This window comes from Phyllobacterium sp. 1468 (assembly GCF_031455525.1).
In the GTDB taxonomy this organism is placed as follows: domain Bacteria; phylum Pseudomonadota; class Alphaproteobacteria; order Rhizobiales; family Rhizobiaceae; genus Phyllobacterium.
Map to the genome: position 1 here is coordinate 557,399 of NZ_JAVDSX010000003.1, position 25,436 is coordinate 582,834.

Here is a 25,436-nt window from a genome sequence, read left to right on the forward strand (position 1 = left end):
GAAGGATTTCAAAGCTTAATGCGGATTTACTCTGCTAATCGATTTGAATGTTGCGATGCAGCATTTTTTAATGGTGCTTGACGAATTGATCGCGTAGACCTCTCCTGTGTTTCAGCGGCAAGGGAGGCTGCAAATGGTGAAATGGGTCTACACATTCGGCGACGGCAAGGCGGAAGGATCCGCGGGCGATCGCAATCTGTTAGGTGGAAAAGGCGCAAATCTTGCCGAGATGTGCTCGCTAGGCCTGCCGGTTCCACCGGGATTCACCATTACCACAGATGTTTGCAGCTGGTACTACGACAATGGCCGCAAATATCCGGACACGCTCGAAACGGATATAAAAAAGGCACTCTCCCATATTGCAGAGATAACGGGCCGCAACTTTGGCGATATGGAAAAACCGTTGCTGGTCTCCGTGCGCTCTGGAGCGCGTGCGTCGATGCCAGGTATGATGGACACGGTGCTCAACCTTGGCCTCAACGACGAGACAGTGGAGGCAATCGCCCGCGAGACCGGCGATGCAAGGTTTGCCTATGACAGTTACCGCCGCTTCATCCAGATGTATTCCGACGTCGTCATGGGCCTTGATCATTCGGTTTTCGAGGAGATTCTTGAAGACACCAAAGCCAATCTCGGCCATGAGGTCGACACAGCGCTGACTGCCGATGACTGGAAAAACGTCATTGCGTTGTATAAGGCGAAGATTGAAGAAGAGCTTGATGAGCCCTTCCCACAGGATCCGGAAAAACAGCTGTGGGGCGCAATCAGTGCCGTGTTTTCCAGCTGGATGAATGCCCGCGCGATTACCTACCGGCGGCTTCACAACATTCCCGAGAGCTGGGGTACTGCCGTCAGCGTCCAGGCGATGGTGTTCGGCAATATGGGTGACCGCTCGGCGACCGGGGTTGCCTTCACCCGCAATCCATCCACCGGCGAAAAGAAACTCTACGGCGAATTCCTGGTCAACGCGCAAGGCGAAGATGTCGTTGCCGGTATTCGCACCCCGCAGAACATCACCGAAGACGCGCGTATTGCTGCGGGGTCCGACAAGCCCTCGCTGGAAAAGATAATGCCTGCGGCCTTTGCCGAATTCTGTGCAGTTTCGGAACGGCTCGAGAAGCATTACACCGACATGCAGGATCTCGAATTCACCATCGAGAACGGCAAACTGTGGATGCTGCAGACGCGATCCGGCAAGCGGACCGCCAAGGCAGCATTGAAGATCGCGGTTGAAATGGCCGAAGAAGGCCTGATCTCGCGCGAGGAAGCGGTTTTGCGCATCGACCCCGCTTCGCTGGACCAATTGCTGCACCCGACGATCGATCCAGGTGCGGAGCGCGATATAATCGGAACAGGCCTTCCGGCATCTCCGGGGGCCGCCACAGGCGAAATCGTTTTTTCGTCGGAAGACGCCGAGCAGCTGAAGGCCGAGGGGCGCAAAGCGATTCTGGTTCGTATCGAGACCAGTCCGGAAGACATTCACGGAATGCATGCCGCAGAGGCGATCTTGACCACGCGTGGCGGCATGACCAGCCACGCGGCAGTGGTTGCACGCGGCATGGGTAAGCCCTGCGTGTCAGGAGCAGGCTCGCTGCGTGTCGACTACCGCAACGAAACACTGCTCGCCATGGGGGTCGTTTTGAAGAAGGGCGATGTCATCACCATCGATGGCGGAACCGGCCAGGTGCTGAAGGGCGCAGTGCCGATGCGACAGCCGGAACTTTCCGGGGATTTCGGCAGGATCATGGAATGGGCTGACAAGACGCGGCGCATGAAAGTGCGCGCCAATGCGGAAACGCCTGTCGATGCACGCACGGCTCGCTCATTTGGAGCTGAAGGTATTGGACTGTGCCGCACCGAGCATATGTTTTTCGAAGGCGAACGCATCGTCGCCATGCGTGAAATGATCTTGGCCGACAACGAGAAGGGCCGCCGTGCCGCGCTCGGCAAATTGCTGCCGATGCAGCGATCCGATTTCGTGGAATTGTTTGAAATAATGCATGGTCTGCCGGTCACAATTCGCCTGCTTGACCCGCCATTGCATGAATTCCTGCCGAAAACCGAGGAAGAAATCGCCGAAGTAGCTGCGGCCATGAATGTCGATGCCGAAAAGCTGCGCGAACGGACCGACAGCTTGCACGAAACCAACCCGATGCTCGGCCATCGCGGCTGCCGTCTTGCCATCTCCTATCCGGAAATCGCGGAAATGCAGGCGCGGGCAATTTTCGAGGCTGCCGTGGAAGCGGCGAATTCGACAGGCGCGCCTGTCGAACCGGAAATCATGGTGCCGCTTGTCGGGTTGCGCGCCGAACTCGATTTCGTCAAGGCCCGGATAGATGCGGTTGCGGCCGATGTGATGAAAGAGGCTGATATCAAGATCAATTATCTGGTTGGAACGATGATCGAGCTGCCGCGCGCCGCGATCCGTGCCCACTCCATTGCCGAAGTTGCCGAGTTTTTCTCGTTCGGCACCAATGACTTGACCCAGACGACATTCGGCATCTCGCGCGACGATGCCTCGTCCTTTCTGATGAGCTATCAGGTGAAGGGCATCATCGAGCAGGATCCGTTTGTAACGATCGACATTGACGGTGTTGGCGAACTGGTACGGATCGGCGCCGACAAGGGCAGGGCCGCGCGGCCCGGAATCAAGCTGGGCATATGCGGCGAACATGGCGGTGATCCGGCTTCCATCCACTTCTGCGAGGAAGTCGGGCTCGACTATGTTTCCTGCTCGCCCTTCCGCGTTCCGATCGCCCGGCTTGCGGCAGCACAGGCGTCGGCAAAGGCGAAGAATGCTTAGGTCCTGACCTAAATAAAGTCTGCCATAAATATGCTTCGTTTCGCGCGCCTTGTCCGCGCGAAACTCCTCAATTCATGGCGAACATCGTGCGCTCAACGTCTGCAATCATCACTGCAATTGTTTTCTGCGCTTCCCTCGGCGTGGCAGCCGCCAAGGAACATCCCCACTTCGTAGAACCCAAGCTTTTCATCTCGAAAGGCGGCGATGCGACACCGCAGGTCGCCTTGACGCTGGATGCCTGTTCCGGCCAGACAGATCAGCGCATCCTCAATGCGTTGGTTGAAAATCATATTCCGGCGACAATCTTCGTCACCGGCCGCTGGCTCAAGCACAATGCTGCTTCCGTTGCGATTATGAAAGCCCATCCGGACCTGTTTGAGCTGGAAAATCATGGACTTAATCATATTCCGGCCATAGACGACCAACCCAAGATGTTCGGCCTGAAAACGGCAGGATCTCTGTCTACTATCCGCACGGAGATCGACGGCGGTGCGAATGCGATGACTGCAGCGGCGCTGACGAAGCCAGTTTGGTACCGCGACGCAACGGCACGCTACAGCGACGATGCGATAGCCCTCGTCCATCAGATGGGATATCGGGTGGCCGGTTATTCCCTGAATGCCGACATGGGTGCCTCGTTGTTGGCCGGCCAGGTCAAGAAGCGCATCGCAGCCGCCAAGGATGGCGACGTGATCATTGCTCACGTGAACCAGCCGACGCGAGCAGCAGGAGAGGGAGTTGTCGAAGGCATTCTGGCTCTGAAGCAAAAAGGCTTCCGTTTTACACGTCTTGAGGACGTGCAGGAGAGCGAGCAGCCGCTGCGACCAGGCGTTTAACGGCAACATTCGGGTCATTTACGTAGGCGTTAAGGTGGCGCAAAAAGTCGAAATTACCCTGCAATAACAAACGAAGGGGCGGCTCAAGGCCTGCCCCTATCTTAACCTATTGAAATCATAGCGCCCGCAGTCCGTTCTTCGACACGTAAGCCTCGGTGTCGGCCAACGCCAATTCGAAGCGACTGAAGAGTTCGCTCAGTTCGTCCATGGTGATGATCATCGGCGGGCAGAAGGCGATCGTGTCGCCAAGCGCGCGAAGTATGGCGCCATGTCCCTCCAGGAACTTTGCAAGATTTGAACCCACGCCGTGCGCCGGATCGAAGGAGCGTTTCGTCGCTTTGTCAGCAACCAATTCCACAGCTCCAACAAGTCCGCAGGAACGAACCTCACCTACGAGAGGATGATCTTTGATTTTAGCAAGGCGGGCTTCAAAGGTGGAGGTCAGGCCGCGGACATACTCGACAATATTCCGCCGCTGGTAAATTTCGATCGCCTTCACGCCGAGCGCGCACCCCACCGGATGACCGCCATAGGTGAAGCCATGGCCGAAACTGCCGAGCTGGGCGCTGTGGTCGACATAGGCTTGATAGACGTCCTCGGGAACAAGCACGGCACCGAGCGGCGCGTAGGCCGCTGTCAGCTGTTTGGCGGCGGAAATTGTCGTTGGTGTCATGCCGACGCTCTGGCTCCCCCACCAGTTGCCGGTACGGCCGAAACCGTTGATGACTTCGTCGGCGATGATGAGAATATCATGCTCGCGCAAGATCGGTTCGATGGCGGCGAAGTAGCCCGAAGGTGGAACGATGACGCCGCCAGCACCCATGACAGGTTCGGCGATAAAGGCGGCAATCGTTTCCGGTCCTTCGCGTTCGATCATATCTTTCAATGACTTGGCAAGACGGGCGACAAACTCGGCCTCGCTTTCGCCCTCAAGGCCGAAACGGTAATAATGCGGGCAATCCGTATGCAGCACGCGGTCCACGGGCAAGTCCCAACCCTTGTGGTTTCCGGGCAGTCCGGTCAGCGATGCGGCCATGACCGTGACGCCATGATAGGCTTTGACGCGGGAGATGATCTTCTTTTTTTCCGGCCGGCCAAGCGCGTTGTTATAGTACCAGGCAAGCTTGACCTGTGTATCGTTTGCCTCGGAACCGGACGATGTATAGAACACCTTCGAAATCGGCACCGGTGCGATTTCCTTAAGCTTTTCAGCAAGTTCGATAGCAGGCTCCATACCCTTGCCGCCGAAGAGATGGTAATAGGGCAGGGTGCGCATCTGCTCGTTGGCAGCCTCGATCATCTCTTCGTCGCCGAAGCCGAGACCCGCACACCACAGGCCTGACATGCCCTCGATATATTCCTTGCCTTGCGTGTCGTAGAGATAGACGCCTTTGCCATGCCCCATAACCAGCGGCCCGGTTTCTGCAAGCTTGTGGAGGGGAGTATAGGGGTGCAGGATCGCGTTGATATCGCGCTGCTGGACATTGGTAAGGGGATGGCCATTCGCCATTTGATAACTCCGGCTTTGAAAGATTTGTGACCTTAGTCAGACTCGTTTGAAAGTGCAAAGCGCGGGGTGCCAAAAAAGCGCTTGCAACTTTGCTAACCAAAATTTCAACTCAGGGTGCAGAAAACCATTCCGGAATCGGCCATTCATGTACAGGAATCGCCAAGTCTTGTGTCATTTTCGCATATTTGCGTAAGACCTTGCCCGAATAGACGAGCGCCGCACTAAGTCTGAAAACGCTTTATGAGCGCGGCAAAATCCATCCCGAGTTTGCTTGGCGGAGCGGTCTCAGGCTGATCCGTGGTCACGGTCAAACTCGTTCCATCATTGCCGAGCATGACGAACACCGTCTGGTCGGTCGTACCGTCCGACACGGAGATGGCAGCAATCCGCTGCTGGTCGCTGTTTTCCGGTGCTCTGATATTGAAGACCACTTCACCGTTGACAAGATCGGCCGCCTTCTGCAGCGCTCCCTCGAAACCGTCGGCGACAATGTCCTGGGCACCGAGCGCAAGCTCGATTTCTACAACCTCAAGCGAAACCGCTTTGCCAGCCTCAGGCATATTGTCAGGCCTCGTTATCTTCATGTTTGAAATGCGGTTTGCATTTCCGCCCTCTGTTTTCCCGAAACGATTGTCCCAAATCAGGACGGTGATCATGTCAGCACTGTGACACCTGATCCACTCATAAAGTGTAAACGACTTAAATGCAGGTGGGGGTTGAATGTAATTCCATCCGGGAATTGTCATCCAGATTTCATGCTCACTCTATATCTGATGAGCTGAGACAAGCATTTCGCAGACAACATACTTACATAATTTTATCCAAAATAATTCATCAAATCAATAGTTTGACTTAGAGACCATCCATGGACCGCCGGCGTGATTTCATCAAGATGGAAAATCGTTCCTTCGATCATTATTGGGCGGGTGCATAGCCCGAAATCCGGTGCTTTCAAATATTGATATTTAGAATTTACAACTTTTACTTTGGAGTACTCATTTTGAAAAAGAATACATTTCTAGCATTTCCGTTGATTCTGCTTTCCGCGTGTCATGGGTCGGATACGAATTCGGACAGGGTTGCCAAATCGACTTTCGATGAGGTGACAGCAAAGCTCGAACAGGCGAACAAAACCAATGACGAACTGACCAAGAAGAATCAGGACCTTGCTGGGCAGCTCAGTACTGCGAACGGGAGCATTGCCGGACTTACCAGCGAACGCGATGCCAGTTTGAAGAAAGTCGCGGATCTGAACACCAGCATCGAAGCTGAAAAGCAGAACTATCTAACTTTGAAGTCAGACTATGATGCGTTGCATCTAAAATACCAGAATGCGCTGAGCACCGGCAAGATCGGACCTGACGGCAAGACCGGGTTCGAAGACGAACTCAAGGAGAAGGCGGATCTGCTGAAAGCTTCCGAGGATAAACTCAACAAGATGATATCGGAGCGCGACGCCGCAATCTCCGATCGCGACCGGTTAAACACGGCGTTGAAAGAGCTCATGGAAAGAGTTTGTAGATAACGTTTGCCGCACGGTCAGGTGGCGCTCCCCAACCCCCTTTCATGCCCAACATTCATTGTTCAAAAATTTCAGGTACTCACCATGGATAGACGCGATTTCATCAAGATGCTTGGCATTGCCGGCACCAGCGCCACAGCCTATGCGGCTTGTTCCGCCTATATGCAGGAGGCGCTGGCACAATCCACGACGATCGAAGAGTTGCTGACCAGCGCCGCCGAGTGCCCAGGCGGCAAGCTTGCCGACATCGAACATGTGGTGATCCTGATGCAGGAGAACCGCTCCTTCGATCATTATTTCGGGACGCTGCGTGGCGTGCGCGGCTTTGGCGATCCGCGGCCATTGCGATTACGTAATGGCAAACCGGTATGGGAACAATCGGATGGGGCAAGACCTTACCGCCTTCCCAAGAAGCAAGCCCATGAATCCGGCATCGACGCGGAAAAGATCCCGGCTGACAGCGCCGGGAGCGTCTTCCTCGATGATCCGTCGCATAGCTACGAAACCGGCCGCCAAGCCTGGAACGACGGTTTGATGGACAAGTGGAAAGAATACAAGAACTACGTATCCTTCGCCCACTATACCGAAGCCGATATTCCGCTTTACTTCAAACTGGCAAAAGCCTTTACGCTCTGCGATGCCTATTTCTGCTCGCATAACGGCGCGACAGATTCCAATCGGAGCTATTTTTGGAGCGGGACGTGCAATGGCTTGGCATCCAACGAATTCTTCAGCAGCAGAAAAGGTCCGAGGCCAGACTGGAATACCTATCCCGAGAAGCTGGAAGCCCTGAAAATCGACTGGAAATTCTATCAGGACGGGCTGACCTGGACGTCCAATGATGCATTCGCCGGAAACTACGGTGACAACACGCTCGAGTTTTTCAAGGCGTATGAAGACGAGACGACTGCACTTTACAAGAAGAACCAGCGCGTCAATTCGGTTTTGCGCACGGATGCCAACAAACCGTCGCAGTTCGAACAGGACATTATCGACGACAAATTGCCGGAAGTATCCTGGATCGTGCCGCCGGAAGCGTTCACCGAACATCCGAAGTATCCACCGCATTTCGGCGAATATTATGTGCACGAGATTTTGCGGGCATTTGCCGCCAACAAGAAGGTCTGGCACAAGACCCTTTTCCTCATCACCTACGATGAAAATGGCGGTTTCTTCGATCACGTCCTGCCGCCAGTCCCTCCGTTGAACGCCAATCTGGGCCAGGTGTCAGCCGGAATCAAATTGACTCCCCCCGGTGTGCCTCGCGATTTCAACGCCGAGTATCCGGACAAGGTGGCCGATGACCCCAAGGAAGACGCAAAATACAAAGATATCAAACCGACAATTCCGCTCGGGATGGGTTCGCGCGTGCCGATGCTGGTCATCTCGCCCTGGAGTGCCGGCGGCTTGGTCAATTCGGAGACTTTCGACCACACGTCTGTCATTCGCTTTCTCGACAAATGGCTGATTGCCCGGGGCAAACAAGCTGCAGACGCGCCGGCCTTTCCCACCATCTCCTCCTGGCGCCAGGCGATTGCCGGCGATCTGACCAGCACATTCGATTTTAGCCGGACGCGGACCGCAGGACTCGACCAACTGACTGCGCCCGGTGAAAAAGCGACAATGCTTACGGAAGTCGACCGAACGAGTGCAAGGGCGGCGGCTGGCGGTGGTTATTTCACACCGGGGATCGCCGACGTAAAGGCCGACGCTTATGCGGACAAGCCGATCGGTAGCAAACAGGATAAAGCACGCTGTGAAATCCTCCCCATCGGCTATGATTTTCAGGTGTGTTTTCGCTTCGGTACCCATAGTGACGGCAAGAAGCGCGTCGAATGGGTGATCCGCAACAGAGGGCCTCTCGGGGCGGCATTTTATGTCACCCCATATTCAAGGACGGATGCGCCATGGTACTACAGCGTCGAAGGCGTGAAATCTGGCGCAGAGCCCATCGAAGTCACGGACTACGCCCAGATTGAAAATGGCACCTACGAGCACGCCATTCACGGCCCCAACGGCTATCTGTTCGAGTTTTCCGGCAATTCGCTGGACGCGCAGCAAACGCAGCTTCCGAACATCATCGAGATGAAATCGGCGGATGACGGCAAGAAGCTGCAGATCGTGTTTGAGAAATGGCAAACGGCGAGCGGCAAGCTGAAACTCATCGATGCCTATTCAGGTGCCGAACAGGTGATCGACAATGCGAAGGAAGTCAGTGGAACGACAACGGTCGAGATCGCGACCAAGGATGGCTGGTACGATGTGGCCGTTGTCGATGGCGTCAACGCCAATAATTTTCTGCGCCGCATTGCCGGGCATCTCGAAAACGGCAAGATCAGCAAGAGCGATCCTGCCATCGGCCTGGAATACGATCCGTTGAAGCGGGTCTATATCGGGATGATGGCGTAGGAAGTTCGCAACCACTGCAGGTGTGTGGTTCGCTTGTCGACCACACACCACCGCCGGCAGTTCAAATGCTTGTCTCCGCGTGAAATTGCGATTAGCTGTGACGCTGTCAGCAGCAATCAGGAATCTCATGCGACCGCACATTCGACGCCGCCGATCGATTTCCGCCAGATGGTCGGTACGCATTGCGTTCCTTGGCCTCATTCTGTTTGTTCTTTCGGGACTTGGCCATCGGTTCGAACGGATAGAAACGCCGGAATTTCTCTGGCTGCTCGCCATAGTTGCCGGCCTCGCACTGCTGGCGTTGTTGCTCAGCCTAAAGGGTTTCACCAGCGTCTGGCGCCGAGGCGACATGGGCTTTCCCAGTGCCTTCTGGGGCATGGTAATCGCGTTTGTGGTGCTGGCGCCATTCGTGACCACGCTCTACCAGGCTGTGATGCTGCCGCGGATCTACGACGTTTCGACCGATGTCACCGATCCGCCCGAACTGTTTGCGGCCGGGCAAAGGACAGAGCGCATGAACCCCGTCGTGAATGACGAGGACAGTCGCGCGCTTCAATCCAGCGCGTATCCGCAGGTGACGGGCCGCCGCTATGATGGCTCGCCTGATCGCATTCTGACCGCAATCAACAAGGTCATTGCCGCCAATGGCTGGACGGTTGCTGCCCAAAAGGGCGAGCCGGGCGTTGACGAGGAAATCCTGCTCGAAGTGGTGGCGCGAACCTTTTTGCTCGGTTTCACCAGCGATGCGGTCATCCGCCTTTCCGATGAGGGCGAGACCACCTATGTCGATATGCGCTCGGTCTCCCGCTACGGCATCCATGATCTCGGCGAGAATGCCGACCGCATCACGACATTCATGACTGCGCTCGATGCCGAAGTGCAGAGTGCGCAGCCGGAAGAAGAAACGACCGAACCGGCGCAGTAGGTTGCTTCGCTCTCTCCGCGGGGGATAGATAAGCAGCATCGACCGTTGGTGCGCTTACGCTTCACACCCAATAAGCACCGTCGATCGCCGCGCTACCTTCGGTCCTCACGAGGCCACGCGCGACCATATCCTCAAGATGCGCCAGCACTGACAGCGCCGCCGCGCCGTGCAAGCGCGGGTCGGTCTCGCGGTAGATCACCTTGACCATGGCCGGAATGGTGCGGTCGCCTGCTTTCACCCGTTCCAGAATAGCGCGCTCGCGCATTTTCCTGTGCGCTTTCAGGCCACGCATGAAGGTTTTCGGCTTGGTAACCGGGCCGCCGTGGCCAGGAAAAAACACCTTGTCGTGGCGCTTCAGCAGCCGGTCCAGCGACGCCATATAGTCGGACATCGAGCCATCGGGTGGCGCGACGATGGAGGTCGCCCAAGCCATGATGTGATCTGCGGAAAACAGGATATCCGTACCTTCGAGCGCGAAGACGACGTGATTGGCCGTGTGCCCGGGAGTATGGATGCTTCGCAGCGCCCAACCGTCGCCTTCGATCAGCGAATTGTCGGCGGCACATATGTCCGGCATGAACTCCGTGTCACCGCTCGCATCGAGAAAGTTGATCTCTCCCGTGTGCAACGGGCGGGAGGAGCGGTGCGGTCCTTCTGCCACCAGAATCGCGCCGAGCTCTTCCTTCAACACGGTTGCCAGGGGCGAATGATCGCGGTGGGTGTGGCTGACGAAGATGTGGCTGACCGGGCGCCCGCCGATGGTACGCAGGAGCGTCGTCTTGTGCGCTTCGTCGATGGGACCTGGATCGATCAGCGCCAGGGTATCGTTGCCGATCAGGTAGGAGTTCGTGCCGTGGAAGGTAAAGGGACTGGGATTGTTGACGGTGATACGCTGTATATTCGGCGCAATATCGATGGCTTCGCCATAGTGCGGCGCAAATACCTTGTCGAAAACGAGGTTCATTGATCGGGATTTACCTTTTGTGCGGCTTTCGACGTATTGCAGTGCGGCATGATCCTCAATATACATTTTTCATGAAATGGTGAAAGCTTGAGGCGTGAATTTGTAGGGTTCACGAACTTCCGGAGGATAAGAACATGATTGCTGCCCAGACTCGTTCTCTTGCCGAGACGTTCCAGCCGGAAGGCCAGCTCGCCAAAGCCGTGTGGTTCGTTTCGCTCGCCCTCGTGGGCACTGCGTTGATGACGCTCGCCGCCAAGACCAAGGTCGACATGGTCTTTGTCAACGTGACGATGCAGACGTTTGCGGTGTTCGCCATATCGGCAGCTTATGGTTCGCGGCTTGCCGTTGCGACGATGGCGCTTTACCTGCTCGAGGGTGCACTCGGCATGCCGGTATTCACCGGAACACCGGAAAAGGGCATCGGGCTTGCCTATATGGTCGGACCGACGGGCGGCTATCTCCTGTCGTATATCGCTGCCGCCTGGATTGTTGGTCGCGCTGCCGACAACGGCTTTACTCGCAACCCGATTGTCCTTGGCCTCGCCATGCTGGCCGCCGAGGTGGTTATCCTTGGCATGGGCTTCCTGTGGATGGCCTATCTCTTCGGCTTCGAAAAGGCGCTCGCCTATGGCGTCGGTGTTTTCATTGTAGGCGATATGCTGAAGCTTGCATTGGCCGCAGCGGTTGTTCCAGCGGTTGGATCATTGCTCAAGCGCCGGTGATACCGGCGATTGATTGATTGATGGGCTGCCGTATTGGAGATTCTGACCAACGTTCAAAATGAGCGGACGAAGCTGACCGCGACGTGGCTCAATGGAGCCTCTGTTGCACTTTACGCTGTGGGTGGATTAGCGCCCATGACATCAAGTATTTACAGTTCAATCGGGCCAAGCTTGCTTATCGCAGTTGGCGCGAGCATTTGTATTCTGGGGGCCATTGCACTACATTGATAGCGAGACAGACGCTGAAAGGGTTAAAACCGTGACATTGGAACAGTTTATGCTCTTTATGATTATGCCAGTAGGTGGGCTCCTGATGGGTGCTTTTGCGTTGTTTATTACGCGCAAGGATCGTTCAAATCACAATAAGCCACGCCACCTTCACCGATAAGCTACATTCCTTGCCAGAATATCCCCGCAATCTGATTGGCTATGGCCGTAATCCGCCTGATCCGAAATGGCCGGGTGGCGCGAAGCTCGCTGTGCAATTCGTTGTCAACTATGAGGAGGGCGGAGAAAGCTCGATCCTCGACAATGATCCGGCATCCGAATGCCTGCTGTCGGAAATAGTCGGGGCGCAACCTTGGCCGGGCCAGCGCAATCTCAACATGGAATCGATCTATGAATATGGGTCGCGCGCCGGTTTCTGGCGGCTGTGGCGCATGTTCACGCGCCGTAATCTGCCCGTGACAGTCTACGGCGTGACACTCGCCATGGCGCGCAATCCGGAAGCGGTGGCAGCCATGAAAGAGGCCGATTGGGAAATCGCCAGCCATGGCTTGCGATGGCTTGAATACAAGGATTTTCCCGAAGAACTCGAACGCCAGCATATTCACGAGGCCGTGCGCCTGCATACGGAGATCACCGGCTCGCGGCCGCTTGGAATCTATCAGGGCAAGCCTTCCGACAACACGCTGAAGCTTGTCCTGGAAGAGGGCGGGTTTGTCTATTCCGCCGATAGCTACGCTGACGAACTGCCTTACTGGGTGCAAGGTCCGAAGGGACCGCACCTGATTGTGCCCTATACGCTCGACGCCAATGACATGCGCTTTGCGACGCCGCAGGGTTTCAACTCCGGCGATCAGTTCTTCACTTACCTGAAGGATACGTTCGATTGCCTGCTTGGCGAGGGCAAGGACGGCGCGCCAAAGATGATGTCGGTGGGGTTACATTGCCGGTTGGTAGGGCGCCCGGGACGGGCGGCGGCGCTGGAGCGGTTTCTGGATTACATCCAGCACCACGAGGACGTGTGGATCACACGCCGCATAGATATTGCAAGGCACTGGCATGAAAATCACAGGCCTTGATGTCCGACCGCTAACCAAGCCAGCGTTTGCGCGGTTCGGCGATGTGATCGAGACGCAAGGCGCGGAATTGCGCCTGATCAATGGTGGCACGACCGAGCGCTACCACGATCTTGCCAATATCGACCTGGCGGGCGAAGGCGCGCGGGTGCTGATCAATATCTTCCGGGGCAAGTCCTTTGCGCTGCCTGTCGATATCAGCATGCTGGAGCGTCATCCACTTGGCAGCCAGGCGTTCATACCGCTGCAGAACCGGCCATTTCTGGTTGTGGTGGCTGAGGACGACGGCGGTAAGCCGGGAACGCCTGCCGCCTTTCTGTGCCAGGGCAACCAGGGCGTCAACTACGCCCGCAATGCCTGGCATCACCCGCTGATTTCATTGGACGAAACGTCGGACTTCCTCGTCGTCGATCGTGGCGGCGCAGGTAATAACCTCGAAGAGTACTTTTTTGAGGGTGTGATCTACAGAATTGAAAAACGTCAGGTCGTGAACTCATAAAGGCCAAATGTCGTTGACCGGGAGGTCGAAATCCATGCAATCACCATAAGCGAAATCCTCCCTGAAATTCAAACTGAACAATTACTGGCCGAGACGGATAGACAACATTGCGGCCTCCCGGTCGTCGTCCCCCTTGACGCCCAAGCCCAGCCGGTTGAAGCTGGCAACATGTCACAAACGATACGTTTTTTTCTGAATGGTCAAAAGCAGAAGGCCTCGGTTCGGCCGGATACGACGGTACTGGACTGGCTGCGCAGCGGTCCGCGGCTGACCGGCACCAAGGAGGGCTGCGCCGAGGGCGATTGTGGCGCCTGCTCGGTGCTGATTGGCGACCCTGCGGGCGACGCCGTGCACTACCAGGCCGCCAACAGTTGCATTCTCGCCATGGGCCAGATCGATGGTCGCGCCGTCGTGACGGTCGAAGGTTTGAAGACGGAGCAGCTGCACCCGGTACAGGCGGCGATGGCGGAAAACGGTTCGTCCCAGTGCGGCTTTTGCACACCGGGCATCGTGATTTCTCTGGCCGGTCTTGCAGCGCAAAGAAGCGCTGCGGGAGCCGGTCTTGCAGTGCGCAAAGCCGAAGTCACGGATTCCGACATCCACGATGCGCTGGCCGGCAATCTGTGCCGTTGTACCGGCTACCGACCGATCGTCGAGGCCGCGCGCAAGGCCGGAAATGCGCCGATTGCGGGCCCGCACGTTGCCGCCTTTGCGCAGATCGAACCACGCACGACGATTTCGGCATCCGGTTCGACATTTCATCAACCCCAGTCGCTCAACGATCTGCTGCAACTGCGCAAGGAGAGGCCCGATGCGATATTGCTTGGCGGCGGCACCGATCTTGGCGTCGCGCTGGCGGATTATCATTCCGACTGGAGCGAGGTGATTTCGCTCGCCCGTGTCCGCGAACTGCGTGCCGTGCGCGAGACCGAACATCATTTGAGCTTTGGCGCGGCGGTAACGTGGGAAGAGGTTCTCGCTAGCGTCATTGAATATTACCCCTCCTTTGCGATCTTGATCCGCCGTTTTGGTTCGACCCAGATTCGCTCCATGGGAACCATCGGCGGCAATATCGGCACCGCAAGCCCGATCGGCGACGGCCCGCCGGCGTTGATTGCGCTCGGAGCCGAGATTGAACTTGCTTCGCTGAATGGCCACCGATTCCTGGCGCTCGAAGATTTCTTCCTCGACTATCGCAAGACCGAACTGCGCGCCGACGAGGTGATTGCGTCCGTATCGATCCCGAAGCCCGTGGAGGGCCAGGCGTTCCGCGTCTACAAGATTTCCAAGCGCTACGATCAGGATATATCGACTGTCTGTGGGGCATTTTCCATTGTCCGCGAAGAGGGTCAGGTGCGCAGGGCCCGCATCGCGTTCGGCGGCATGGCGGCAACGCCGCAGCGCGCCGCAAAGGCTGAACAAACCCTGGTCGGCGGTCTATTTGACCAGGCAGCCGTCGACGCCTGCGCCGATGCGATCGCCGTGCAGTTTAAACCACTGAGCGATTGGCGCGGCAGTGCCGAATATCGTTCGCAGGTTGCCGCGAACCTCGCCGAACGATTTTGGCGTGATGTTGCCGGCGAGACGGTGGCGGTCATGTCGCTATGAAGAGAGTGAGATACAGTCATATTGAAGCGTTCTGCTGGCGGGAATTCGTGGACAAGGTCAAGGGGTTTGGCGAGGCCGATGCCTTCCCATCGGACGATGCCGAAGCCCGATGGATTTGGCCCGAATTTACCCGGCCCTTCGGGTTTCCGGCTGGTGGACAACCACTTTGTCAGGGCGTTTCGTCCGATGAACCACATCGGCCTCGCGACCTTCCGCGTGGATTGTCTCACCATCCGGGAAACAGAACGGATTCAATATGACTATATCTCGCTCTGCTGACGCCAAGATCGTCCAGCGCAGCATTGTCGGCAAAGGCATCGCGCATGATTCCGCCGCGCGCCATGTGGCAGGTGAGGCGAACTACATCGACGATATGCCGGAGTTACCTGGCACATTGCATGCGGCCTTCGTCCTTTCGCCGGTGGCGCATGGCCAACTCCACGGCTTCGACGCATCCGAAGCGCTGGCGATGGATGGCGTTGCCGGTGTCTGGGCGGCGAAGGATATACCCGGCCACAATGAAGTCGGGCCAATCCTCCACGGCGAGACACTCTTTGCCGAAGATATTGTCGATCACGAAGGACGGGTGATAGCGGTCGTCGCCGCCCGGGATTTCGAAACGGCCTATCGCGCTGCCAAAAAGGTAAAGCTCGATATCGAGACGCTCGAGCCTGTGCTGGATATCGAAGAGGCGCACCGGCGAAAAAGCTACGTACTGCCATCACAGGAGGTCATCGAGGGCGATGTCGAAACTGCCCTTGCAGGCGCGCCGCATGTCATTGCCGGCAAGCTGCGCATGGGCGGGCAGGACCATTTCTACCTCGAAACCCATATCGCCTATGCCATTCCCGGCGAGAACGGCGAAATGCTGGTGCACTCTTCGACCCAGCACCCGACCGAGGTGCAACATCACGTTGCCGGCATTCTCGGAATACACGCAAACGCTGTGGAATGTCAGGTGCGGCGCATGGGCGGCGGATTTGGTGGCAAGGAAAGTCAGCCGACGATCATTGCCGGAGCTGCCGCGCTCGTCGCCGCCAAGACAGGCAAGCCCTGCAAGATGCGGCTGAAACGCCGCGATGATATGATCGCGACTGGCAAACGCCACGATTACATCGCCAACTGGAAAGCCGGTGTCGACAACAGGGGCCGCATTCTCGGTCTCGACGTGGAATATCTGGCGCGTGCCGGAAATCTGCCGGACCTGACCGGACCGGTGATCACGCGCACGCTGACCCATACGGACAATTCCTATTTTATTCCGAACGCGCGCTTCATCGGCCATGCCTGCAAGACCAATACCGTGTCAAACACGGCGTTTCGCGGCTTTGGTGGTCCGCAGGGGATTATCACCATCGAGGCCGTTATCGATACGGTCGCCCGCGAGTTGAAGCTTGATCCCAATGCGGTCCGGGCGGTCAATTATTATGGCGACGAGACCGGCGACATGACGCCGTATGGCCAGCAGGTCGAGGATAATCGTCTGGTCGAGGTGACGGATGCGGTGCTTGGCTCCGCCGAGTGGGAGCGTCGCCGAGCCGAAATCGACGCGCACAATGCTGCCAATCCTGTTATCCGGCGCGGGTTGGCGATGATGCCGATCAAATTTGGCATCTCGTTCAATCTGACTTCGCTCAATCAGGCGGGCGCGCTGGTCCATGTTTACCTGGACGGGTCGATCTTCCTCAATCATGGCGGCACCGAAATGGGGCAGGGCCTGTTTGTGAAGGTCGCGCAGGTGGTGGCCGAAGTGTTTCAGGTCGAACTCGACATGGTCCGCATATCGTCCACCGCGACAGGCAAGGTGCCGAACACCAGTGCGACGGCGGCTTCGACCGGCTCGGACCTCAACGGCATGGCGGCGTTCAAGGCCGCGACCGCAATCAAGGCACGCATGACACGGGTGGCAGCCGAGCATTTCGATGTCGAAGAAGACGTGATCATCTATCGCGAAGGCCGTGTCCATGCGGACAATCGCTCGGTATCCTTCGGAGAACTGGCGAAAATGGCCTGGGCCAAGCGCATCCAACTCTCGGAAGCCGGACACTATGCAACGCCGAAGATTCATTGGGACGGCAAGACAATGAAGGGCCGGCCTTTCTTCTATTTCAGCTATGGCGCGGCCGTTGCGGAAGTCGCCGTCGACACGCTTACGGGCGAGACGCGTTGCCTGCGTGCCGATATCTTGCAGGACGTGGGTTCGCCGCTCAATCCTGCCATCGACCTTGGCCAGATCGAGGGCGCCTTCGTGCAGGGCATGGGCTGGGTAACGTGCGAGGAGCTTTGGTGGGATAAATCCGGACGGCTGCGGACTGTCGGGCCATCGACCTACAAGATACCCGGATCCCGCGACGTGCCGCCCGAGTTCAATGTGCGCATTCTCGACAATATGCCCAACAGGGAAGAAACGGTGTTTCGCTCCAAAGCAATCGGTGAGCCGCCATTGATGCTTGGCATCTCGGTCTGGCTGGCCATTCGCGATGCAATCGCTTCGATCCATGGCGGGGTGCCGCAGCTGGATTCCCCGGCGACACCCGAGGAGGTGTTGCGAGCTGTGCGGGTCGCGCAAGGGGGATGAAATGACACTTGATGAATTGAACAAGGCAAGCGCCACGGATTTCGTTACAGCGCTAGGCGGTATATTCGAGCACTCGCCCTGGGTTCCGCAAGCTGTCACGAACTTACGGCCTTTTGCCAGCACCGAGGATCTGCACGGAGCGATGGTCAATGCCGTGAACGCCTCAGGGCAGGCGGCGCAACTCGAACTGATACGGGCCCACCCCAATCTCGCGGGTAAGGCGGCGCGGGAGGGAAATCTAACCGCGGAATCGACGGGTGAGCAGAAGGGCGCCGGTCTCGACAGGTTGACGAGCGCTGAGTTCGAGGAGTTTCACCGGCTGAACAACGCATATCAGAGCCGATTCGGCTTCCCTTTTATTCTTGCGGTTCGAGGACATGACAAGCATTCGATCATGGCGGCGTTTCGTCGACGGATGAACCACAATGCGGGAGAAGAGGTGATCGAAGCGCTGCGGCAGATCGCTTTGATCGCACGCTTTCGTCTCGACGATTTATTTGCATGAGGAGGTCTTGATGGGAAAGTTATCCACACATGTGCTCGATACGGCGGCCGGGAAGCCCGCTGTCGGCATGGCGTTGACCCTCCACCGGATAGACGAAACCGGCCGCCATTTGCTCAGGACTGCGGTTACCAATGCCGATGGCAGGACAGACGCGCTCCTGCTATCTCCGGATGAGATGATGGTGGGTCAGTACGAGCTGACGTTCTTCATAGCGGATTATTTCAAGACATCGCAAATTGCGCGTGACGAACCTCCATTCCTCGACGATATTCCTCTTCGATTTTCAATAGCCAATGCCGATGGCAATTATCATGTACCTCTGCTGGTAACGCCTTGGGGGTATTCGACTTACAGAGGGAGTTGAAAAAATCCTCCCTGCATACTGCTCTGGCCTTCACCCGTAAACGCCGGTCACGCTGAAGCTACGAGTCTCGTCGCTCTTGAAATAGACGAGGTTGGATGCGGATGCAGAAGACTGATCCTTGCAGGCGGCCGTGATATTCCCGGTGTTCCCCGGATCGAGAAGAAGGCCGTCTTGCCGGAAAATGCTGCCCAGAAGTTTCTGCATCAGCGGCGAGACATCAACGGCAATGAGGCTGGTAACGGGATCGCCAAGCTGGATCGTATCGCCCGCAGACCATCGCTTGACGTCGTCGGCGTTGCTCACTTGCAATTGATTGGCCGCAGGATCCCATTTGGCGAAGGCCGGTAGCGCAGGTGTTTTGGTTACATTCCAGATGCGGACCATCGATAGGCCGCGCATGGCGGCGCCGAAGAATTCACCGGCGGTATTGCTGGTGAAGGTCGCGATATCAGCCTTGATCGAAGCGAGTTTGGCGGTCTTCAGGGCTTGGGTGCGAACCCCCAACGGCTGGAAAATCACCGTGCCGCTGTCGCCTGACGAGAGGAAAATCAGACCGGACTGCCTCTTGCCGGTGGCCGAATGCGCAATGCCCGAAGGAAAACGGGCAATCCCCGTCGTACTATCGACGGCCATGGCGTCTTGCCAATGATCGCCGTCAGAGCTGGTCTTGATGTGAAAATCACGGCCCCACATTGTGCCCATTTCGGCGCGGCCCTGATAGTTGGACTGGAAAAGCAGCGAGGCGGTATGGCTGTCATCCGCCTTGTTTATTTTCAGCTGATGGCCCCCGCCAACAACGCGGCAGGGCTTTTTAACGCCAGCCGGTTGTTCTCGTCGGCGACCGTATTGATACCGACGGAATCCACCGGATTGGTTCCGCTCGCTATCATTCTCCAGGAATTGCGGTCAAAAACGACAAAGGTTTGTTCTTCTGCAACCCAGGCGTGCCAGCCCTCCTGCGGCTGGAAGAACGCCCAGGCGTCATCCTGCCACGCAGCGATCTGGTCCGTCTTGCCCGCCCAGGACATGACGGCCTCAGACGCGACGATGTAGCGGTCTCCTTCCAAAGGCTCCTGCGGCGCATTTTTCAGTTTGCGGCTCACGATAGAGAGCTGCACCAGCGCATCGAGCGCCCGGATAGCCTCATTGTGGGTTACATGCTTCTGCGCTTGCGACGGCGCAATATAAGGTAGTTTGAGGTTCGTCGTCGTCTGGTCCATCGGGCTGTCCTTTCAGCAATCGATCAAGACCAACGACTCTAAGGCCACGGCACAGGTGGTGGATAAACCGCCAGCGAGGAAACGGCTGCAGCAACAACCTTGCAACGCTTTTTTTGAAGATCGATGCAACCTGCATTCGTTGCCTTCTCCCAATCCAACCGGGTTTCTGTTGATTTCCAAGCACGTCCTGGTTGACGGTTGAAACCGGCATTGCATTTATAACGCCCTATGTTACTGGTCTTGCGTTTATATCAGGTGAGGCACACACCGAACCCGGCAGGTCTTTATTCTCCGAGCACTGAGGATTAATGAAATTGGAAATCTTTCGGCAAAGCGTCTCGATGATGCCGCGTCGTTACAAGCAGATACTCCTTGTCATTTTTGACATGGTTACGCTGACATTCGCCATTTGGCTCAGTTATTTGCTGAGATTCGGTGAGTTTTTTATCCCGAACAGCGAACAGGCTTTGCTGATGATCGCAGCGCCGCTGATTGGTCTGCCGGTGTTCGTGCGTTTCGGTCTGTATCGGTCAGTCATCCGCTACCTTCCTGACAAGGCAATCTGGACCATGATCCAGGCCGTGACGATTTCGGTCATTCTCTGGGTCTGCCTCGCCTTCCTGACGCTCATGACCGGTGCCGAAGGTGTGCCGCGCGCCATACCATTTCTCTATTGGGTGCTGAGCATCGGTCTCATCTGCGGCAGCCGCTTTGCCGCAAAATGGCTGCTGTGGAGCCCCTTGCGTGAAAAGCTGCTGGCGCGGCAGTGTCTCATATTCGGGGCGGGCGATGCCGGCCGCCAATTGGCAAACGCTCTGAGGTCACAAAATGAAGTTTTCGTCGCGGGTTTTGTCGATGACGACAAGAGCCTGCATGGCATGGATATTCTTGGCATCCGTGTTTATCCGACATCGCAGCTCGAGACTCTCATCGATAATTTCGGCATCAACGAGATGATTGTAACGACCTCGTCGCTGAGCGGCATTCAGCGCCGCCGCCTGATCGGCAGGTTGAAGTCCCTTGATGTCAAAGTTCGGATTCTCCCGGCGATTTCCGATCTGACCGCGGGAAAATATCTGATCAGCCATCTGCGCGACATCGATATCGATGACCTGTTAGGACGCTCGCCAGTGCCGGCCGATCCCACCCTGCTCGACAAGACCGTGGAAGACCGCGCTATTCTCGTGACTGGCGCTGGCGGATCGATCGGGTCCGAGCTTTGCCGCACCATCGTCAAGCTGGCGCCGGCGAAGCTGGTCGTTTTCGATGTCAACGAGCACAGCATCTATCAGCTCCATCGCGAGCTCGCCGCTGTCAGCGATTGTCTGATCGTACCGGTGCTCGGTTCCATCGCCGACGCGCCGTTGATCAGAAACGTCCTTGCAACGCATAAGATCGAGAATGTCTATCATTGTGCCGCCTATAAGCATGTGCCGCTGGTGGAGGAAAATGTTGTCGAGGGCGCGCGAAACAATGTCGTCGGCACGGATGTACTGGCCGCATTGTCGCGCGAGGCGGGGGTCAGAAATTTCGTCCTCATTTCGTCCGATAAAGCAGTGCGGCCGTCGAATGTCATGGGCGCGACCAAGCGCTGGGCCGAGCTTATCGTACGCTATAATGGCGATGAGGCGAGCAGGCAGGGCAGCGGGCAGATTTTTGCGTCGGTACGCTTCGGCAATGTGATCGGTTCCAGCGGTTCGGTCGTGCCGCTGTTTCGCGAGCAAATTGCCCATGGCGGTCCGTTGACGGTTACCCATGACGATATGACCCGCTATTTCATGTCGGTGCGCGAAGCTGCGGAACTGATCATTCAGGCGGGAGCGCTTTCCGAGGGCGGCGATATTTTGCTCTTGGAAATGGGCGAAGCCGTGCGCATCCGTGATCTTGCAGAAAACATGATTCTTCTTGCTGGCCTTTCGATCAAGGACAGCCTCCATCCGGAGGGTGATATCGAAATCGTCACCGTCGGCATACGCGATGGCGAAAAACTCCATGAAGAGCTGTTCTACGATCCGACTGGTGTATCGCCGACGAACCATTCCAAAATCCTGCGCGCCAAGCGTGGCGCCAATTCTGTGAACCATTTGCCGGAAGCGATTGCAGAGTTGCGGCAGCTGATCGAAAAACAAGATGCAGAGGCGGTACGCAAGTTGCTCTTCGAGTACGCCAAATCCTAGAGAGCAGATTTTAGCTATTCAGAGCCCTTGGGGTTTCCGGCTGGCGGATACCCACTTTGGCAGGCCGGTGTCGTCCTATGGATAAACATCCGCCACCTCGGTGTGGATTGTCTCGGCCTCCGGGAGCCAGAACCGGTTTTGAATAGACAAAATTGGTCTAGCGCACTTTGGCTCGAAACCGGAGCAAGACGAACCCGACGCCAATCAGCGCCATGAGAATAGCTGCGGCACGGAATAGACCGTGTTGTGCCGCTGCAATGGCGCAGGCTCCAAGTATGACATTGAGCACGCCAGCGCTAATGACAATGTCCCAGACCGACCAGCCGGACCGTTTTGCTACCTGATAGGCATGCTTGGAATGCGCCGCGAAAATATTGTCGCCTGCTGCCAGACGCATGAACAGCGTCGATGTTGCATCGGCGATGAAAAACAATGGCAGGATGAGCCCGGCCCAGACCGACAGATCATGACCAAGCCGAAAGAAGGCAAGCCCGCTGAGCAATCCGATGGGCAGGCTGCCGGAATCGCCGAGAAACACGCTCGCCTTCGGCCGGTTGAAGATGGCGAAGCCAGCGAGACTGCCGGCGATCGAAGCGGCAAGGCTGCCGGTCCCGAACGCGGCAAGCCCGAAGACAGCGAATAGGGCAAGCAAAGAGAGGGGAACGCCGAGACCTGATACGACCATCAGGTCAAGCCCGTCCATGAAATTGGTGAGGTTGATGAAATAGACGAGGGCAAGAACGAGAAGGCCACGTTCCAGAAGGAAAGGCAGAAGTTCCGGCAGCAGGCGGAAGTCCGCCCCGAGCCCATAGACAGCAACCGCCGAGGCCACGAGCTGCGATGCAAGCCGGATTGTCTCGGGCAGATGGTGGCGGTCATCGAGGAAACCCACAACCCATAGCACAACGGCGGCAATGGTTGTTGCGCTGAGAAACTGCAGGTCAAGACCGGACACGGGGCCGAATACCCAAAGTGAGACAATGATGACTGGAACGATGGCGAGACCGCCCAGTTGTCGCGCCGGCTGCGTGTGATTGGAGCGCTCGGTTATGGCTGCACCGAGGAAATTCGCAGGAAGCGCCCGCGTTATGATCGCCAGCAAGAAGGCACTTGCGACGGCAGCGGCAAGAAAAGAAGCGATAATGGCGGCCAATGCTGATTCCCGTATTTAAACGACCTCGGAGTGGTCACTTAGCACTCTTGGAAATTCCTTGAGAAGTGCTGTTTTGCCGTTTGGGCATGGGGCAAGGGGCCGTTTCCACCAGATTATAAGGAAGGCGGTGTGCGTGGTTCGACAAGCTCACCATGAGGGAGGTGGTTTGATTGCAGGGAGCCAAGAGATGCTACGTTGGCGATTAGCGTTGCAATCCTCAACCTCCCTCATGGTGAGCTTGTCGAACCACGCACAGTACAACGGTCCAGGCGTTCAGTGACTGCTAAGGGCAACCAAAAACGCGGAAACAATTGCGGGAAAGGTACAAACTCACCAATCATTCACATTGCGCAACCTGGAACCAGAGGTTATAAGGCCGCGCTGTCACGCCGAATATTCCCATCAGCGTCGACATTTTGGGGCGTAGCCAAGTGGTAAGGCAGCGGTTTTTGGTACCGCCATTCGGAGGTTCGAACCCTCCCGCCCCAGCCATTCATTTCATGAGAAGACCTGTTCCTTTCCGGCCAATCATTGCTATAGATCATTGGCAAAAGACTTGAAAGGAAACGAATATGGCACGTCGCATCGCGGTCGTTGGTAGCAACATGACCGATCTCGTTACGTCGATCATCCGCATGCCTGCGCCGGGAGAAACTTTGGAGGCGCCGGCATTTTCAATGGGATTTGGCGGCAAGGGAGCCAATCAGGCAGTCGCAGCTGCAAGACTTGGCGCTGATGTGATGATGGTCACCAAGGTTGGTGACGACGTTTTCGGTCAAAGCACCATCGACAACCTCAAGAGCAACGGCATCGATGTTTCGCATGTCGGGACGGTCACGGGTAAATCGAGCGGTGTTGCACCGATTTTTGTCGATGAAAGCGGCGAGAACTCGATCTTTATCATCAAGGGCGCGAACAATGATCTGAAGCCCGCCGATATCGATGCTGCCGCAGAAGATTTGAAGCGCTGCGACCTCATCCTCATGCAATTGGAAGTGCCGCTCGAGACAGTCTATTACACGATTGCATTCGCCGATCGGCATGGCATCGAAACCATCCTCAATCCCGCACCCGCTGCGCCTGATCTCGATCCGAAACAGGTCACAAAGGCGACCTTCGTCGTTCCCAACGAAACCGAACTGGCGCTGCTGACGGGCATGCCCACCGGGACAGACCCCGAGATCGAAACGGCAGCGCGTTCCTTGATCGACAAGGGAATCCGCACGGTCATCGTCACTCTCGGCTCCCGCGGCGCGCGCCTGATTACGGCAACTTCCTCGACATTGATCGATCCCCTCAAAGTCAAGCCGAAAGACACGACAGGCGCCGGTGATGCTTTCATCGGCAGCTTTGCTCGCTATTATGTAGAGGGTCGGGAGCTCGAAGCTTCGCTCAGAAAAGCGGCGCTCTATGCCGCTGACTCAATTACCCGCGAAGGCACACAGAAGTCCTATGCGACGGCCGAAGAATTCAATCAATTTCTGCAAAATCGCTCGAAATAATCAGACATATCGGGAGGAAACATGCTCAAGAATCTGGATCCATTGTTGAATGCGGACGTCCTCTACGCTCTGAGGGCTATGGGCCATGGCGACCGGCTGGTCATATGCGACACTAATTTTCCGGGGGATTCCATTGCGCGCCAGACACGGCTCGGCCGGCTGTTGCGCATTGACGCGGTGACCGCGCCGCGTGCCGCGCGTGCCATTCTCTCGGTCATGCCGCTCGACACGTTCGTCGATGACGCCGCCGCGCGCATGGAAATCGTCGGCAGTCCCGATGAAATTCCTGATGTGCAGGTAGAAATGCAGGCGGAGATCGACGCCGCAGAAGGCAAGCATTGGCCGATGGTCTCCATCGACCGGATGGATTTCTATGAACACGCCAAGAATGCCTACTGCGTCATCGCCACTGGCGAGCGGCGGTTCTATGGGTGTTTTATCCTAACGAAGGGCGTGATCCCGCCAGAAGATCTTCGATAACCGCTCTGACGGCCAGCTGGTGTGGCTTTCTGTGCTTCCGGCGCTCATGGACCCGAAAGTCCACTGCGCTCCGGTTCTCGAAAATCACACCAGCTGTCTTATCAAGCTGGATTCTCGATGGGTCTTTCAAAGTCACCCTAAAATCCGGGATCAATTTTCCACGGATTGCATCTTTTAAAAAAGCTGGACTCCGTCGTTGCCCGGCCATGGAATCGCATTCTGATAAAATGTCGTTCACGGCAATAAATTGGCGCGGATTTCCAGTCCCTTGTGAAACCATCCTTTCCTTAAAGGCCGCCCTTCCACTATGTTGCCGCGAGCAATGGCGATATTGATGCGCCGCGTGATTCAGTTGATA

General features: G+C 56.7%; 20 protein-coding genes, 1 tRNA gene and 1 pseudogene. 16 read left to right on the forward strand and 6 right to left on the reverse strand.

Annotated elements, in window-relative coordinates:
• Positions 1 to 133: 133 nt before the first annotated feature.
• Together ppdK and J2X72_RS11855 are read left to right on the forward strand one after the other, a co-directional pair.
• A complete protein-coding gene (gene ppdK / locus J2X72_RS11850; protein ID WP_310072114.1) occupies positions 134 to 2,803 on the forward strand; it encodes a pyruvate, phosphate dikinase in 2,670 nt (889 codons plus the stop codon).
• 83 nt (positions 2,804 to 2,886) lie between these two features.
• A complete protein-coding gene (locus J2X72_RS11855; protein ID WP_405044701.1) occupies positions 2,887 to 3,639 on the forward strand; it encodes a polysaccharide deacetylase family protein in 753 nt (250 codons plus the stop codon).
• A 115-nt stretch (positions 3,640 to 3,754) separates the two neighbouring features.
• On the opposite strand, the gene J2X72_RS11860 is transcribed toward J2X72_RS11855, so the two are convergent.
• Positions 3,755 to 5,149 carry an aminotransferase gene (locus J2X72_RS11860; protein ID WP_310072118.1) on the reverse strand — a complete coding sequence of 465 codons (1,395 nt, stop codon included), beginning with the start codon at positions 5,147 to 5,149 and terminating at the stop codon, positions 3,755 to 3,757.
• 221 nt (positions 5,150 to 5,370) lie between these two features.
• Entirely contained in the window at positions 5,371 to 5,733 is a 363-nt protein-coding gene (locus J2X72_RS11865) for a hypothetical protein (protein WP_310072120.1), read from the reverse strand.
• Between the two features lie 416 nt (positions 5,734 to 6,149).
• On the opposite strand from J2X72_RS11865, the gene J2X72_RS11870 reads away from it, so the two are divergent.
• The 3 genes from J2X72_RS11870 to J2X72_RS11880 all read left to right on the forward strand — a co-directional run bounded on the left by J2X72_RS11870 (position 6,150) and on the right by J2X72_RS11880 (position 10,005).
• Positions 6,150 to 6,674, forward strand: a complete 525-nt coding sequence (locus J2X72_RS11870) for a hypothetical protein (RefSeq protein WP_310072122.1) — start codon at positions 6,150 to 6,152, stop codon at positions 6,672 to 6,674.
• Between the two features lie 81 nt (positions 6,675 to 6,755).
• Entirely contained in the window at positions 6,756 to 9,080 is a 2,325-nt protein-coding gene (locus J2X72_RS11875) for a phosphocholine-specific phospholipase C (protein ID WP_310072124.1), read from the forward strand.
• A gap of 127 nt (positions 9,081 to 9,207) precedes the next feature.
• Positions 9,208 to 10,005, forward strand: a complete 798-nt coding sequence (locus tag J2X72_RS11880) for a DUF1499 domain-containing protein (RefSeq protein ID WP_310072126.1) — start codon at positions 9,208 to 9,210, stop codon at positions 10,003 to 10,005.
• 61 nt (positions 10,006 to 10,066) lie between these two features.
• Here J2X72_RS11880 and J2X72_RS11885 read toward each other — a convergent pair whose 3' ends face one another.
• On the reverse strand, positions 10,067 to 10,969 hold the full coding sequence (locus J2X72_RS11885) for an MBL fold metallo-hydrolase (protein ID WP_310072128.1): 903 nt from the start codon (positions 10,967 to 10,969) through the stop codon (positions 10,067 to 10,069).
• Between the two features lie 134 nt (positions 10,970 to 11,103).
• Here J2X72_RS11885 and J2X72_RS11890 point away from each other — a divergent pair, with 134 nt between their 5' ends.
• The 7 genes and pseudogenes from J2X72_RS11890 to uraH all read left to right on the forward strand — a co-directional run bounded on the left by J2X72_RS11890 (position 11,104) and on the right by uraH (position 18,546).
• Positions 11,104 to 11,691, forward strand: a complete 588-nt coding sequence (locus J2X72_RS11890) for a biotin transporter BioY (RefSeq protein WP_209997666.1) — start codon at positions 11,104 to 11,106, stop codon at positions 11,689 to 11,691.
• 398 nt (positions 11,692 to 12,089) lie between these two features.
• A pseudogene (gene puuE / locus J2X72_RS11895) lies at positions 12,090 to 12,992 on the forward strand (allantoinase PuuE); the annotation flags it as partial.
• Positions 12,976 to 13,491, forward strand: a complete 516-nt coding sequence (locus J2X72_RS11900; protein WP_310072130.1) for an ureidoglycolate lyase — start codon at positions 12,976 to 12,978, stop codon at positions 13,489 to 13,491. The pseudogene puuE and the gene J2X72_RS11900, both read left to right, overlap by 17 nt.
• 168 nt (positions 13,492 to 13,659) lie before the next feature.
• On the forward strand, positions 13,660 to 15,099 hold the full coding sequence (xdhA, locus tag J2X72_RS11905; protein WP_310072132.1) for a xanthine dehydrogenase small subunit: 1,440 nt from the start codon (positions 13,660 to 13,662) through the stop codon (positions 15,097 to 15,099).
• A 256-nt stretch (positions 15,100 to 15,355) separates the two neighbouring features.
• The gene (gene xdhB / locus J2X72_RS11910) at positions 15,356 to 17,677 is read left to right on the forward strand and encodes a xanthine dehydrogenase molybdopterin binding subunit (protein ID WP_310072134.1); all 2,322 of its coding nucleotides are present in this window, start codon (positions 15,356 to 15,358) and stop codon (positions 17,675 to 17,677) included.
• A gap of 1 nt (position 17,678) precedes the next feature.
• The gene (uraD, locus tag J2X72_RS11915; protein WP_310072137.1) at positions 17,679 to 18,182 is read left to right on the forward strand and encodes a 2-oxo-4-hydroxy-4-carboxy-5-ureidoimidazoline decarboxylase; all 504 of its coding nucleotides are present in this window, start codon (positions 17,679 to 17,681) and stop codon (positions 18,180 to 18,182) included.
• 10 nt (positions 18,183 to 18,192) lie between these two features.
• Positions 18,193 to 18,546, forward strand: a complete 354-nt coding sequence (uraH, locus tag J2X72_RS11920) for a hydroxyisourate hydrolase (RefSeq protein ID WP_209997658.1) — start codon at positions 18,193 to 18,195, stop codon at positions 18,544 to 18,546.
• A 30-nt stretch (positions 18,547 to 18,576) separates the two neighbouring features.
• On the opposite strand, the gene J2X72_RS11925 is transcribed toward uraH, so the two are convergent.
• Positions 18,577 to 19,248 carry a hypothetical protein gene (locus J2X72_RS11925; RefSeq protein WP_310072139.1) on the reverse strand — a complete coding sequence of 224 codons (672 nt, stop codon included), beginning with the start codon at positions 19,246 to 19,248 and terminating at the stop codon, positions 18,577 to 18,579.
• A gap of 71 nt (positions 19,249 to 19,319) precedes the next feature.
• Entirely contained in the window at positions 19,320 to 19,766 is a 447-nt protein-coding gene (locus J2X72_RS11930; RefSeq protein ID WP_310072141.1) for a DUF2793 domain-containing protein, read from the reverse strand.
• A 308-nt stretch (positions 19,767 to 20,074) separates the two neighbouring features.
• Between J2X72_RS11930 and J2X72_RS11935 the strand changes: the two genes are divergently transcribed.
• The gene (locus tag J2X72_RS11935; RefSeq protein WP_310072143.1) at positions 20,075 to 21,943 is read left to right on the forward strand and encodes a nucleoside-diphosphate sugar epimerase/dehydratase; all 1,869 of its coding nucleotides are present in this window, start codon (positions 20,075 to 20,077) and stop codon (positions 21,941 to 21,943) included.
• Between the two features lie 157 nt (positions 21,944 to 22,100).
• Here J2X72_RS11935 and J2X72_RS11940 read toward each other — a convergent pair whose 3' ends face one another.
• Entirely contained in the window at positions 22,101 to 23,096 is a 996-nt protein-coding gene (locus tag J2X72_RS11940; protein WP_310072145.1) for a glycoside hydrolase, read from the reverse strand.
• Positions 23,097 to 23,513: 417 nt separating this feature from the next.
• Between J2X72_RS11940 and J2X72_RS11945 the strand changes: the two genes are divergently transcribed.
• The 3 genes from J2X72_RS11945 to J2X72_RS11955 all read left to right on the forward strand — a co-directional run bounded on the left by J2X72_RS11945 (position 23,514) and on the right by J2X72_RS11955 (position 25,078).
• Positions 23,514 to 23,588: transfer RNA gene (locus tag J2X72_RS11945), tRNA-Gln, on the forward strand.
• A gap of 80 nt (positions 23,589 to 23,668) precedes the next feature.
• Entirely contained in the window at positions 23,669 to 24,598 is a 930-nt protein-coding gene (gene rbsK, locus J2X72_RS11950; RefSeq protein WP_310072147.1) for a ribokinase, read from the forward strand.
• 21 nt (positions 24,599 to 24,619) lie between these two features.
• Complete coding sequence (locus J2X72_RS11955; protein ID WP_209997651.1) at positions 24,620 to 25,078, forward strand: RbsD/FucU family protein; 459 nt, start codon at positions 24,620 to 24,622, stop codon at positions 25,076 to 25,078.
• The last annotated feature ends 358 nt before the right edge of the window (positions 25,079 to 25,436 follow it).